The organism is Arsenicicoccus dermatophilus (genome assembly GCF_046267915.1).
Lineage (GTDB): Bacteria > Actinomycetota > Actinomycetes > Actinomycetales > Dermatophilaceae > Arsenicicoccus > Arsenicicoccus dermatophilus_A.
Genome location: NZ_CP176520.1, coordinates 3,033,268 through 3,046,883, shown reverse-complemented (window position 1 = coordinate 3,046,883; position 13,616 = coordinate 3,033,268). Strand labels below are relative to the sequence as shown.

Here is a 13,616-nt window from a genome sequence, read left to right as displayed (position 1 = left end):
ACGAGGGTCGGGGATAGGTTCGGGGCATGTCGACGCCGACCTCGCCCAGCCCTGCCGTCACGGACTTCGACCGGATGTGGGCGGAGCTGCAGCCCGTGGGGCGCGCCGGCTCCGGCGGCTACCGGCGGTTCGCGTGGACCCGCGAGGACGCCACGCTGCGCGAGTGGTTCGCGGGGGAGTGCGCCCGCCGCGGCCTGGACCTGGTCGAGGACCGCCTCGGCAACCAGTGGGCCTGGTGGGGCGACCCGGACGCCCAGGGCCCCGGCGTGGTCATCGGCTCGCACCTGGACTCGGTGCCGGACGGCGGGGCGTACGACGGCCCGCTGGGCGTGGTCACGGCGCTCGCCACGGTCGACGCGCTGCGCGCCGCCGGCCACACCCCCCAGGTGCCGCTGGGCGTCGTGAACTTCGCCGACGAGGAGGGGGCGCGCTTCGGTGTCGCGTGCATCGGCTCGCGGGTCGTCACCGGCGCGATGACCCCCGAGCGGGCGCTGTCGCTGACCGACAACGAGGGCGTGACGATGGCCGAGGCGCTGCGGGCCGCCGGACGCGACCCGGGGGCGATCGGTCGCGACGACGAGGCGGTCGGGCGGGTCGGGACCTTCGTGGAGGTGCACGTCGAGCAGGGCCGCGGCCTGGCCGACCTGGACCGCGCGGTCGCCGTGGGCACCGCGATCTGGCCGCACGGCCGCTGGCGCCTGGACCTGGTCGGGCAGGCCAACCACGCCGGCACCACCCGGCTGGAGGACCGCGACGACCCGATGCTGCGCCTGGCCTCGGCCATCCTCACCGCGCGCAGCTCCGCGCAGACCCACGCCTGCGTCGCCACGATCGGCAAGACCCGCGTGGTCCCCGGCGGCGTCAACGCCATCCCCTCGCAGGTCACCGCCTGGCTGGACGCCCGCGGCCCGGTCGACGCCGACGTGCGCGAGGTGGTCGCCGAGGTCGCCCGCACGGTGGGCGTCGAGGCGGTCGAGGAGAGCTGGACCCCGGAGACGGGCTTTGACGCGCAGCTGGCGGCGCGGCTGTCGGTGCTGCTCGACGACGCGCCCCTGCTCGGCACCGGCGCGGGCCACGACGCCGGGATCCTCGCGGGCGCCGGCGTCCCCACCGCCATGCTCTTCGTCCGCAACCCCACCGGCATCTCCCACTCGCCGCAGGAGCACGCCGAGGTCGAGGACTGCCACGCCGGGGTCGACGCGCTGAGCCGGGTCGTCGCCGACCTGACCGCCGAGGCCCGGGCTTAGGGTGGAGCCGCGTCGCTGCCCCCGCAGCGGGCATGTCGAGGAGAAGCCACGATGACGACCTTCTGGGCCGAGCACGCCCAGCTGCCGAGCGGGATCACGAGCGGCGTGCGCATCCAGGTCAGCGGTGACCGGATCAGCGCCGTCGAGGTGCGCACCCACCCGCGACCGGGCGACACCAAGCTCCAGGGCGTGACCTTCCCCGGCATGGCCGACGCGCACTCGCACGCCTTCCACCGGGCGCTGCGCGGGCGGACCCATGCCTCCGGCGGCGACTTCTGGACCTGGCGGGAGCGGATGTATGCCGTGATGACCCGCCTGACCCCGGACAGCTACCGCGACCTGGCGAGGGCGGTCTTCGCCGAGATGGTGCTCGCGGGCTTCACGACGGTGGGCGAGTTCCACTACGTGCACCACCAGCCGGACGGGCGGCCGTACGCCGACCCCAACGAGATGGGGCACGCCCTGCGCGAGGCCGCCTCGGACGCCGGGATCCGGCTCACCCTGCTGGACACGTGCTACCTCACCGGCGGGCTCGACGGGGGCGGCTACCACCCCCTCGACAGCGCCCAGCGCCGGTTCGGGGACGGCTCGGCCGAGTCCTGGGCCGGGCGGGTGAGCCAGCTCGTCGAGGGCCCGGAGTTCCGCGTCGGGGCCGCGATCCACTCGGTGCGCGCGGTGCCCCGGGACCAGCTCACCGAGATCGCCGAGATGGCCGGCGACGCGGGCGGCGTCCACCAGGCGCCGATGCCGCTGCACGTCCACCTGTCCGAGCAGCTCGCCGAGAACGCCGCCACCCTCGCGTGCTACGGCCGCACCCCGACCCAGCTGCTCGCCGAGGAGGAGGTGCTCTCCGCGCACACCACCGCCGTGCACGCCACCCACCTCACCGAGGAGGACATCCGGCTGCTCGGCGACTCCGGGACGGGCGCGTGCTTCTGCCCGCTCACCGAGCGCGACCTCGCCGACGGCATCGGCCCGGCCTACGACCTGCACCGCGCCGGCTCGCCGCTGTCCATCGGCACCGACCAGCACGTGTCCATCGACCCGTGGGGCGAGCTGCGCTCCCTGGAGATGCACGAGCGCCTGGTCACCAACGAGCGGGGGCGGTTCACGCCCCTGGAGCTCGCCACCATCGGCACCGAGAACGGCTACCGCGCGCTCGGGTGGCCCGACGGCGGACGGCTCGAGGTGGGCGCCCTCGCCGACCTGTGCACCGTGCGCCTCGACTCGGTCCGCACCGTCGGCGCCAAGCCGGCCCAGGTGCTCTTCGCCGCCACCTCCGGCGACGTGGACACCGTCGTCGTCGGCGGCCGCGTCGTCGTCGAGGGCGGCTACCACCGCCACGGCTCGGTGGCCCTGATGCTGCGCACCGCCCTCGACCAGCTCCTGGAGGAGATGTGACCTCGCTGCTGGTCACCGACATCGGCGAGCTCGTCACCGCCGACCCGACCCTCGGCGACGAGTCTCCCCTCGGGCTGCTGCGCGACGCGGCCGTCCTCGTCGACGACCTGCCGGCCCCGGGGGTCTCGGCATACCGCATGCTCGAGGGCGAGGCCGTCCCGCAGCGCGGCTCGGTCGCCTGGGTCGGACCCGCCGCGTCGGCGCCCGCCGCCGACCGGGTGATCTCGGTCGAGGGGCGCTGCGTGGTGCCCGGGTTCGTCGACTCCCACGCGCACCTCGTCTTCGCCGGGGACCGCGGGGCCGAGTTCGCCGCCCGGATGACCGGGGAGCCCTATGACGGCGGCGGCATCGCCGTGTCGGTCGCCGCCTCGCGCGCCGCCTCCGACGAGGAGCTGCAGGACCGGCTGCTCTACCGCCTCGCCGAGATGCGCGCCCAGGGCACCACCACCGTCGAGGTGAAGTCCGGCTACGGCCTGTCCGTCGCGGACGAGGCCCGGATGCTGCGGCTGGCCGTCGAGGCCGGCGTGGAGGAGACGACCTTCCTCGGGGCGCACGTGGTCCCCGCGGAGTTCCGCGACCGGCGGGCGGACTACGTCGAGCTGGTGACCGGGCCGATGCTCCAGGCCTGCGCGCCGTATGCCGCCTGGGGCGACGTCTTCTGCGAGCCCGCGTCGGCGCACGCCTTCGACGGCGACGAGGCGCGCACCGTCCTGCTCGCCTGTCGCGAGGCCGGGCTCGAGCTGCGGGTCCACGGCAACCAGCTCTCCGCCGGACCCGGTGTGCAGCTCGCCTGCGAGCTCGCGGCCGCGTCCGTCGACCACTGCACCCACCTGACCCCCGCCGACGTGGACGCCCTGGTGTCGTGCGCCGCGACCACGGTGGCGACCCTGCTGCCGGGCGTGGAGTTCGCCACCCGCTCGCCCTATCCCGATGCCCGCGCCCTCCTGGACGCCGGCGTCTCCGTGGCGCTCGCGACCGACTGCAACCCGGGCACGTGCTACTCCTCGTCCATCCCCTTCGTGGTGGCGCTGGCCGTGCGGGAGATGGGGATGACCCCGGCCGAGGCGCTGCTCGCGGTCACCCGGGGCGGGGCCGCGGCGCTGCGGCGCTCGGACGTGGGGCACCTGGGGATCGGCGCGCGGCCGGACCTGACGCTGCTGGACGCGCCGTCATACGTCCACCTGTCCTATCGCGCGGGCGTCCCGCTCGCCACCGCCCTCGACCTCTCCTGAGCCCAGCCGGATCTCGGCCGCGCCTGGTCCGGGCGCCCGCGGTGCGGGCCTGGGGGCCCTGACCGCAGGTCAGACCTCGGAGCTCTGACCGCAGGTCAGACCTGGGGATGACGACCCGGCGGTGGTCGACGACCTAGCGTGGGGCGGGTGACCCGACTGCACCGCCTGCGCGCCTGGCTCGCCGCTCATCCCATGCTGGTGGACGGCGTCTGGGCCCTCCTGGTCGTCGGTCCCCTCGTCGTGATCACCGGCGGACTGCCCGAGAGCCGCCTCGGTTCCCCGTGGGCCGCGATGGCCTGGGCGGTGGGCTTCTTCGTGCTGCCGCTGGTGTGGCGGCGCACCCGCCCGGACGCCGCCATCGCCGTGGTCGCGCTCGGCTGCCTGACCCAGCTGTGGCTGTGGGACGTGACGCTGCCCGTCGACATCAGCGCGCTGCTGATGCTCTATGCCGTGGGGGCCTACGGCCGGCGCGAGTGGCGGCACTGGTGGCTCGCGGCCGCGCTGGTGGGGGCGGCGCTCGGGTCCTGGGACTGGTCGCTGCGGGTCGGACACGGGATCATCGACCCGGTGGTCTACGGGATCACCAACTGGGTGTTCAGCGTCGCCCTGTCGGTGGCGTTCTACGTCCCCGGGGTGCTCGCCCGCCAGCGGCGGGACCTGCTGGCCTCGCTGCAGGACCGCGCCCGGTCCCTGGAGCGCGAGCGCGACTCCTCGATGCGGCTCGCAGCCCAGGAGGAGCGGGCCCGGATCGCCCGCGAGATGCACGACATCGTCGCCCACTCCCTCTCGGTGATCGTGGTCCAGTCCGACGGCGCGGGGTATGCCGTCCAGCACGGCGACCCCGACGCCGCCCGCGAGGTCGCCGCGCGGACCCTCGCCACCATCGGCGACACCGCCCGCACCGCCCTCGCCGAGACCCGCCGCCTCGTCGGGGTGCTGCGCGAGTCCGGCGAGGAGGTGTCCTATGCCCCGCAGGCCACGCTCGACCAGGTCGACGAGCTGGTCGCCAAGGTCGACGAGGCCGGTATGCCGGCGACCCTGACCGTCGTGGGCGACCCCGCCGGGCACGCCGCTCTCGGGGCCACCGAGGGCATGGCGGTCTATCGCGTGGTGCAGGAGGCGCTGACCAATGCCATGAAGCACGCCGGTGCCGGCGCATCCGTGGCGGTCGAGATCCGGCACCTGCCCGGGCGCGTCGAGCTGGCCGTCCGGGACACCGGGAGCGGGCCGGGCTCGAGCGCGCGCTCGGGCTCGGGATCGGGTCCCGAGTCCGGGGACGGGCACGGCAACGGGCTCGTCGGGATGCGCGAACGGATGGCGGCCGTGGGCGGCGAGCTGGTCGCCCGCGAGCGACTGGGTGGCGGCTTCGAGGTGCTTGCTAGCCTGCCGCTGGGTGCCGCGACCGCCGCCCTGTGACAGGGGGACTCATGACCGACGACACGATCCGGCTGCTGCTCGCCGACGACCAGGAGCTGGTCCGGATGGGCTTTCGCATGGTGCTCGACGCCCAGCCGGACATGATCGTGGTGGGGGAGGTGGGCGACGGGGCGGCCGCGGTGGCGCGCGTCGCCGGGCCCACGACCGCGGGCGCCTCAGTCTCGGGGTCGTCGACGTCGGGGGTGGACGACGTCGACGTGGTGCTCATGGACATCCGGATGCCCCGCATGGACGGCGTCGAGGCGACCCGCCGCATCGTGGCGTCCGGCGCGTCGGCGCGGGTGCTCGTGCTCACGACCTTCGACCTGGACGAGTACGTCCACGCCGCGCTCAAGGCCGGGGCCAGCGGCTTCCTGCTCAAGGACGCGGGTCCGGCGGAGCTGTTGGCCGCCATACGCGCGGTGCACCACGGGGACTCCGTGGTCGCCCCGAGCGCGACCCGCCGGCTGCTGGAGCGATTCCTGCCGGACCTGCCCGACGAGGGCGCCCCGGCCCCCGCCGGCGCCGAGGAACGGCTGGCCCCGCTGACCGAGCGCGAGCGAGAGGTGCTCGTCGCGGTGGGTCAGGGCCTGACCAACCAGGAGATCGCGGCCGAGCTCTACCTCGCCGAGGCCACCGTCAAGACCCACATCGGTCGGATCCTCGCCAAGCTGCACCTGCGCGATCGGGTGCAGATGGTCGTCCTCGCGTACGACACCGGCCTGGTCCGCCCCCGCGCCTGACCCCCGCACCCGCCATATGCCCCGCCCGCCATACCCCGGAGCCTCTCGCGCCCGCTCTCTCCCGCGCTCGCAGCTGCGTCACTACACGTCTTGAGCGCCCAGACGTGTAGTTCTTGAGCTGCGAGCGCAGCAAGGTCGTGGGTGGGTCGAGGTCGGGAGGGCGCGCGGCGAGGGGCGAGGTGCGACCGGGGTCGCAGGTGCCCTCCCGGCATACGACCTGGGTATGACGAGAGCAACCGCCCCGCAGGCGGATCCGCGCGACAGACCCGGCTCCCTAGCGTCGTGGACGTCCTCGATCGCCATATGTCAGGAGCCTCCGATGAGCCTCGCACCCGCCGCACCCCCCTCGACCAGGTCCGCCACCTGCACCCCCGCGGTGCGGGTGCGGGAGCTGACCAAGACCTACGGCGAGGGCGACACCCGGGTCGTCGCGCTGGACCGGGTGGACGTGGACCTGGCCGCCGGCGAGCTCACCGCGATCATGGGGCCGTCGGGCTCGGGCAAGTCGACGCTGATGCACTGCGCGGCCGGGCTGGACGACGTCACGAGCGGCCAGGTGTGGCTGGGCGACACGGACCTGACCACGCTGGACGACACCCGGCTGACGCGGCTGCGGCGCGAGCGGATCGGGTTCGTCTTCCAGGCCTTCAACCTGCTGCCGACGCTCACCGCGGAGGCCAACATCCTGCTCCCGCTGCGCCTGGCGGGCCGCCGCCCGGACCAGGACTGGCTGGACCACGTCGTGCAGGTGCTCGGGCTGCGGGATCGGCTGCGGCACAAGCCGACCGAGCTGTCGGGCGGCCAGCAGCAGCGGGTGGCCGTCGCCCGCGCGCTGGTGACCCGGCCCGAGGTGATCTTCGCCGACGAGCCGACCGGCGCCCTCGACAGCGTGACCGGGCACGAGCTGCTCGACCTGCTGCGCCGCAGCGTCCGCGAGCTCGGCCAGACCGTCGTCATGGTCACCCACGACCCCAACGCCGCGACCTACGCCGACCGGGTCCTCCTGCTCGCCGACGGTCGCCTGGCCGGCGAGCTGCGCGAGCCCACCGCCGACGACGTCCTCGGCGCGCTGCGTGGTCTGGGGGCCTGAGCGATGACGTCGATCTCCTTGGCAGCAGCCAACGTCCGCGGCCAGGGTCGCCGCCTGGTCAGCGTGTTGGTGGCCATCGCCGTGTCCGTCGCCTTCGTCACCGCCTGTCTCGCGCTCAGCGACTCGTTGAGCGAGCGGCTCACCCGCGACGTCCGCGCCACCGTCGGCGCCAGCGCGGTCGTCGTCACCGGCCCCGGGCGGGACGGCACGGTCCCCCCGGCCCTCGTCGAGCAGCTGCGCGCCGCCCACCCCGACACCGAGGTGCGCGCCGTGGCCACGGGATTCGTGCGGCAGCTGGTCGGCGGGCGGGAGGCCTTCCTCGCCCTGCGGTCGGTGCCCCGTCTGAGCTCGACCACGACGCTGGAGGCCGGCCGCCTGCCTGCCGCCGGCGAGATCGCCCTCGCGGCGGATGCCGCCCGCTCCCGCGATCTCGCGATCGGGCAGGTCGTGCGGCTCAAGCCGCTGCCCGACGGCCAGGTGCGCGACCTGCGCCTCGTCGGCCTGGTCCACCCCGGCGCCGACGCCGTGGACGCGACCGGCAACCCCTGGGGCTTCCTGCCCGAGCGGGACCTGTGGACCCTCACCGGGACGACCGGCTACCGCGCGGTGTATGCCGGGAACGGCGCCACCGACGCCGCCCGCCTCAAGACCGCCGTGGCCGCGCTACCCGCCGCAAAGAGCCTCACCGTCCGCACCGGCGCCGAGGAACGGGACGCCCGGATGGCCGACCTCGGCAGCGAGGTCGCCGTGATCACCTCGGCGCTGCTCGTCTTCGCGATCATCGCGACGTTCGTGGCGATGCTGGTCATCGCCAACACCTTCGCCATCCTCGTCGCGCAGCGCACCCGCCAGCTCGCGCTGCTGCGCTGCATCGGCGCCGAGCGCCGCCAGGTTCGCGGGTCGGTCGTCGTGGAGGCGGTGCTCGTCGGCGTCGTCGGCTCGCTCGTCGGCGTCGGGCTCGGCCTGGCGCTCGCCGCCGGCGCGGTCCGCCTGAGCGCGGGCACCCCGATGGACCTGGGCGGCCTGACCGCGGCGCCCGCCACCCTGCTGGTCCCGCCGGTCGTGGGCGTGCTGGTGACCCTGGTCGCGGCCCTCATGCCGGCCCGCGCGGCGACCCGGGTGACCCCGCTCGCGGCGCTGCGGCCGCAGCCGGCCTCCCGGGGGCGCCGGGTCGCCCGCACCCGCCTGGTCCTGGGGGCCCTCGGGGCGGTGGCCGGGACCGTGCTGCTCGTCCTCGGCGCCCGGGCCCACTCGATGGCCCTCGGCGTGCCCGGCGGCCTGGTGTCCTTCGTCGGGATCATGCTGCTCGCGCCCGTGGTGGTGCCGGCCCTGGCGGCGCTCGTGGGCGGCATACCCGCTCGTCTCTGGGGAGTGCCCGGCGCGCTCGCGGTCGACAACTCCCGGCGCAACCCGGCCCGCGCCGCCGCCACCGCCTCCGCCCTGCTCGTCGGCGTCACCCTGATCACCATGACCACCGTCGCGGCAGCGTCGGCCACCCGCTCCGGCAACGACTCGCTGGACCGCCGCTATCCGGTCGACGCGACGGTGCAGGCGGCCAAGGGCCTCACCGCCGCCGACCTGGCCACCGTCCGGCGCAGCCGCGTCGTCGAGCAGGCCGCCCTGGTCACGCGGCTGCACCCCACCCTGTCGATCGCCGGCCGCGACCCGCAGGCCGAGGACGTCACCGGCATCACCCACGCGGCCGGGCAGGTCTCCCGCCGCGCCCGGAGCCTCGCGGGGCTCGACGACGGGACCGTCCTGCTCACCCCGCAGACCGGCGCCCGCACCGGCGACCGGGTGCGGCTCACCCAGGGCGGCCGCACCATCGAGCTGCGCGCCCACGTCGGTGACGAGCACCCCTCGACCCCCGTCGTCACCGCCGCCACCGCCCGGCGCCTGGACCCCGCCGCCCCCGCGGCCGCCTGGGTCCGGCTCGTCCCCGGGGCGGACGCGGCCGCCATCGCCGAGCGGCTCGCCACCGACACCGCGCAGATCCCGGGCAGCCAGACCGCCTCGGTCGCCGGCCAGCGCGCCGAGCTGCAGCGAGTCATGGACACCGCGCTGATGGTGGTGACCGGGCTGCTCGCCTTCTCGGTGCTCATCGCCCTCGTCGGCATCGGCAACACCCTCGGGCTGTCCGTCCTGGAGCGCACCCAGGAGTCCGGCCTGCTGCGCGCACTCGGGCTCGAGCGACGCCAGCTGCGCGCCATGCTCGGCCTGGAGGCGCTGACCCTCGCGGGCGTCGGCACCCTCGTCGGGCTGGCCCTCGGGGTGGGTTACGGAGTGGCCGCGGCCCACGCCGCGCTCGGCGGCGACCTGACCGTGGCGATCGACATCCCCTGGGCCCGCCTGGCCCTGGTCGCCGCCGTCGCCCTGGCCGCAGGATGGGCCGCGTCCGTCATACCGGCTCATCGGGCCGCCCGGGTGAGTCCCTCGGCAGCCCTCGCGACCGAGTGACCCGACCTAGGCTGACGCCATGCCTCGCACCAGCGCCGGACTGCTGCCCTATCGCCACACCGCCGACGGGCTCGAGGTCCTCGTCGGCCACATGGGTGGACCCTTCTGGGCGCGCAAGGACGCCGGCGCCTGGTCGATCGTCAAGGGCGAGGTGGAGCCGGGGGAGACCGACCTGGAGGCCGTGGCCCGCCGCGAGGTCGCCGAGGAGCTCGGGATGCCCGCGCCGCCCGGCCCCTGGCTCGACCTCGGCCAGGTCCGCCAGTCCGGCGGCAAGGTCGTCCAGGCGTATGCCGTGGCGGCGCCCGACCTCGCGCTGGTCTCCTGCACCGAGGTCGAGATGGAGTGGCCGCGCGGGTCGGGCCGGGTCATCCGCTTCCCCGAGCTCGACCGGGCCGAGTGGCTGAGCCTGCCGGCCGCCCGCGAGCGCCTGGTCGCCGGGCAGCGTCCGCTGCTGGACCTGCTGCAGGACGTGCTGCAGGACCGACTCGCCCGCGGCCCGCAAGCATGACCGAGGCCCGCCCCCACGACAGGGGACGGGCCTGGGACGTGCCTGGGGTCAGGCGCGGTCGCTGCTGACGTCGGCCTGGGCCTGCGGGTCGACCTCGCCGATGTCCTTGCTCTGCCGCTTGACCGCGGCGACGTAGCCCTTGGCGGTCTGGCGCTGGGCGACGAGACGGGCCACGCCCATGACGACGCCGGACAGCGCCGCGAAGGCGAGCGCCTCCTTCCAGTCGACCTCGGGGTTGGTGGGGTCGGAGGGAGCCTCCTTGCCCGTGGCCTTCTGCCAGCTGGTGTTGACGATCTTGTTGGCGACGACACCGGCGAGCGCGGCGGCCCCGGTGCCGATGAGCTTCCAGAGGTTAGGTCCCATGCGTTGAGTCTCACACGTCCTTGCGGTTATCGTCACCTTTCAACGACAGGGGAGCGCACCCAGCGCTGAGAGTGCGGATCGGTCCGCAGACCCTCGAACCTGCTCCGGCTAGCACCGGCGAAGGGAGTCGAGCTTCTCGAGGTGCCCCGGCACCTCTCCCTCTTGGCACCGACCAGGAGATCTCTCGTATGGCCACCACCACCCGCCCCACCGACGCGACGGGCACCCGCTCGCCGTGGTCCGTCCTCGCCCGCCGGCCCCTGCTGGGCTGGCGCGGCATCGACCTGGTCGTGGGCGCCGTCCTCGCCGTGGCCATGGGCGTGGCCTTCTGGGCCTGGGACAACTCGCTCTACCACCTCGTGGAGGGACCGGCCGCGGCCTACGCTCCGATCGGGTCGCTCGTGCTCGGGGTCTGGCTGCTGCCCGCGGTGGCCGGCGCCCTGCTGGTCCGGCGGCCCGGGGCGGCGCTCTACGTCGAGCTGATCGCCGCGACCGTGGAGACCCTGCTCGGCAACAAGTGGGCCGCGCTGGTGATGCTGTCCGCGCTGCTGCAAGGCCTGGGCGTGGAGCTCGCGATGGCGGTGTGGCGCTGGCGTCGCTTCGACCTGACCGCGGCCGTGCTCGGCGGGGTGCTGGCCGCCGTCCTGGAGATCTGCTGCTACGAGTGGTGGGCCTACGTCCCGCAGCTCGCACCGGTCCACAAGCTCGTCTACCTCGCGTTCGGGGTGATCTCCGGCGCGGTGATCGCCGGTCTCGGGGCCGTGGCGCTGGTCCGGGCCCTGGCGCGGTCCGGCGCGGTCGACGCCTTCCCGCCAGCCCAGGAGGCCCGCGAGGCGCGACGCGCCGCATGACCGGCGGGGCCGCCGTCGCGACGCAGGACCTGACCTGGCTGCCGCACGGCCTGGACGTGCCGGTCCTGGACCGGGTGTCCCTGCACCTGGCACCGGGGGAGCGGGTGCTGCTCGCCGGCGCGTCCGGCTCGGGCAAGTCCACGCTGCTGCGCGCCCTGGCGGGGGTGCTGGCGGAGACCGGCGGGGGCGAGCTGACCGGGTCGGTCGAGGTGACCGACGGTGCCGTGGCTCCCGGCCCGGTCGAGGGCGCGACCGGCACCGGTGCGGCCGCTGTGCCGACGCAGGCGCAGGCGCAGGCCGGGCTGCTGTTGCAGGACCCCGCCGACGCCGTCGTCGCCCGCACCGTCGGCCGCGACGTGGCCTTCGGCCCGGAGTGCGCCGGGGCGCCACGCCCCGAGATCTGGGCGCGGGTGCGGTCGGCGCTGCGGGCGGTCGGCTTCCCTCGTGCCGAGGACCACGAGACCCGCGCGCTGTCCGGGGGCGAGGCCCAGCGGCTGGCGCTCGCGGGCGTGCTCGCCCTGCGCCCCGGCCTGCTCCTGCTCGACGAACCCTGCTCGATGCTCGACCCCCGCGCCGCCGCCGAGGTGCGAGCGGCGGTGGCCGAGGCGGTGACCACCTCCGGCGCCACGCTCGTCGTCGTCGAGCACCGCCTGGAGCACTGGACCGACCTGTGCGACCGGCTCGTGGTGCTGGGCGACCAGGGGCGGGTGGTCGCCGACGGGCCGCTCGCGACGACGCTGCACGCCCAGGCCGAGCACCTGACGCGGCTCGGGCTGTGGGTGCCCGGCGCCCCGGCGCCGACGCCGACGGCGGTCGAGCCCGCGCTGGTCACGCCGGCCCGGCCCGCCGGTCTCTCGGTCGAGGTCGCCGAGCACACCCGCCAGACCCAGCCGGGCCTCGCCTCCTGGCAGGTCGAGCACCCGCCGGTGGTGGTGCTCGAGGACGTCGCGCTCGCCGCCTCGCCCGGTGAGCTCGTGGCGCTGACCGGCGCCTCGGGGGCCGGCAAGTCCACGCTGCTCGCGCTCGCCGCAGGCCTGGACGAGCCCACGCGCGGCCTGGCCCACCTCGACGGGGTCGACGGCCCGCCCGCCGCCGCCGACGGCCCCGACCTCGCCGCCGTCGTCGGCTGGGTCCCGCAGCGCCCCGAGCTGCCGCTCCTCGCGCGCACCGTGCTGGACGAGGCCCAAATGACCGCGCGGGCCCTGGGCCAGGACCCCGAGGCAGCCGAGCGGCGCGCCCGCGACCTGCTCGCCGTCGTCGGGCTGAGCGAGCGCCTCGACGCCGACCCGCACCACCTGTCCGGCGGCGAGCAGCGCCGCCTCGGCCTGGTCGCCGCCCTGGTCCACGGCCCCGGCGTGCTCCTGCTGGACGAGCCCACCGTCGGACAGGACCGCCGGACCTGGGCGGCCGTCGCCGGGCTCGCGGGCACCGCCGCCCGTGCCGGCACCACGGTCGTGACCGCCACCCACGACCGGCTACTCGCGGGCGGCGCCACCCGCGAGGTCGCCCTCCCGAGCCCGGACCGGCGACCCGCCACGCCCCGACGACGCGGCCGGGGCCTGGCCTCGCACGCCTCCCCGCTGCCGCTCCTGCTGCTCCTGCTCGTGGCCGCGGTGGCGGGTCTCGCCATACCGTCGCTCGGCTCCGGTCTGCTGCTCCTCGCCGTGGAGCTCGTGGTCCTGGTCGCCCTGTGCGGGCTGCGCTGGCCGCAGCCGGTGCTGCGCCTGGGGCCGCTCGTCGTGGCCGCGGCCTCGTTGTGGTGGTCCGGCTGGGCCTGGTCGGAGCACCACGACGCGCCGGCCGCCGCCCTGGCGCCCCTGCGGATGACGACCGCGGCGTTGCCGGGCGTCCTCCTCGGCGCCTACCTGGAGCCCTTCACCCTGGGCGACCACCTCTGCCAGCGGCTGCGGCTGCCCGCCCGTCCGGTGGTGGCCGCGGTGGTCGCGCTGCAGCGGTTCGACGAGCTGCGGTCCACGGCGTCACAGCTGCGGGCGGTGCGTCGGGTGCGCGCGGTGACCGGTGGCCGCGGCGTGCTCGCCGCGGTGCGTGACGCGGCGGGGTCGACCTTCGCGCTGCTCGTCCTCGCGCTGCGCCAGGCCGGTCGTACGGCGGTGGCGATGGAGGCGCGGGGCTTCTCCTCGGCCGTCGTCCGGGAGGGGCGGCGGACCTGGGCGGAGCCCGCCCGCGGCGGACGCGGCGACCTGGGCGTGCTGCTGGTGGCGCTCGTCGTGGGGATGGCGGGGGTGCTCGGCCACCTGCGCTGACCACGCCCGGTGGCGACGGACGGGTGATTCCTCGCGCCACCTCC

11 protein-coding genes and 1 riboswitch are annotated in these 13,616 nt (G+C 75.7%); of the genes, 10 read left to right on the top strand and 1 reads right to left on the bottom strand.

What is annotated here, in order from left to right; all coding sequences use genetic code 11:
- The first annotated feature begins 26 nt into the window (after positions 1 to 26).
- The 8 genes from ACK2IS_RS14330 (at position 27) to ACK2IS_RS14295 (ending at position 10,094) form a co-directional block, all read left to right on the top strand.
- Positions 27 to 1,247, top strand: a complete 1,221-nt coding sequence (locus ACK2IS_RS14330) for an allantoate amidohydrolase (RefSeq protein ID WP_409483966.1) — start codon at positions 27 to 29, stop codon at positions 1,245 to 1,247.
- Between the two features lie 51 nt (positions 1,248 to 1,298).
- Positions 1,299 to 2,648: a formimidoylglutamate deiminase gene (locus ACK2IS_RS14325; RefSeq protein WP_409483965.1), complete on the top strand. Its 1,350-nt coding sequence runs from the start codon at positions 1,299 to 1,301 to the stop codon at positions 2,646 to 2,648.
- Positions 2,645 to 3,880, top strand: a complete 1,236-nt coding sequence (gene hutI, locus ACK2IS_RS14320; RefSeq protein WP_409483964.1) for an imidazolonepropionase — start codon at positions 2,645 to 2,647, stop codon at positions 3,878 to 3,880. Before ACK2IS_RS14325 ends, hutI begins: the two co-directional genes overlap by 4 nt.
- A gap of 147 nt (positions 3,881 to 4,027) precedes the next feature.
- Positions 4,028 to 5,296: a sensor histidine kinase gene (locus ACK2IS_RS14315; RefSeq protein WP_409483963.1), complete on the top strand. Its 1,269-nt coding sequence runs from the start codon at positions 4,028 to 4,030 to the stop codon at positions 5,294 to 5,296.
- Positions 5,297 to 5,307: 11 nt separating this feature from the next.
- A complete protein-coding gene (locus ACK2IS_RS14310) occupies positions 5,308 to 6,039 on the top strand; it encodes a response regulator (RefSeq protein ID WP_409483962.1) in 732 nt (243 codons plus the stop codon).
- Positions 6,040 to 6,358: 319 nt separating this feature from the next.
- Entirely contained in the window at positions 6,359 to 7,129 is a 771-nt protein-coding gene (locus ACK2IS_RS14305; RefSeq protein WP_409483961.1) for an ABC transporter ATP-binding protein, read from the top strand.
- A 3-nt stretch (positions 7,130 to 7,132) separates the two neighbouring features.
- Complete coding sequence (locus tag ACK2IS_RS14300; RefSeq protein WP_409483960.1) at positions 7,133 to 9,586, top strand: FtsX-like permease family protein; 2,454 nt, start codon at positions 7,133 to 7,135, stop codon at positions 9,584 to 9,586.
- A 19-nt stretch (positions 9,587 to 9,605) separates the two neighbouring features.
- The gene (locus ACK2IS_RS14295) at positions 9,606 to 10,094 is read left to right on the top strand and encodes an NUDIX domain-containing protein (protein ID WP_409483959.1); all 489 of its coding nucleotides are present in this window, start codon (positions 9,606 to 9,608) and stop codon (positions 10,092 to 10,094) included.
- A gap of 48 nt (positions 10,095 to 10,142) precedes the next feature.
- Here ACK2IS_RS14295 and ACK2IS_RS14290 read toward each other — a convergent pair whose 3' ends face one another.
- Positions 10,143 to 10,457 carry a DUF4235 domain-containing protein gene (locus tag ACK2IS_RS14290; protein ID WP_409483958.1) on the bottom strand — a complete coding sequence of 105 codons (315 nt, stop codon included), beginning with the start codon at positions 10,455 to 10,457 and terminating at the stop codon, positions 10,143 to 10,145.
- 37 nt (positions 10,458 to 10,494) lie between these two features.
- Positions 10,495 to 10,600, top strand: a riboswitch (TPP riboswitch).
- 45 nt (positions 10,601 to 10,645) lie between these two features.
- Between ACK2IS_RS14290 and ACK2IS_RS14285 the strand changes: the two genes are divergently transcribed.
- Positions 10,646 to 11,308 (top strand): ECF transporter S component, encoded by a 663-nt coding sequence (locus ACK2IS_RS14285; protein WP_409483957.1) that lies wholly within the window; start codon positions 10,646 to 10,648, stop codon positions 11,306 to 11,308.
- Positions 11,305 to 13,572, top strand: coding sequence for an ATP-binding cassette domain-containing protein (locus ACK2IS_RS14280; protein ID WP_409483956.1), 2,268 nt, complete (start codon positions 11,305 to 11,307; stop codon positions 13,570 to 13,572). Before ACK2IS_RS14285 ends, ACK2IS_RS14280 begins: the two co-directional genes overlap by 4 nt.
- Positions 13,573 to 13,616: the final 44 nt, after the last annotated feature.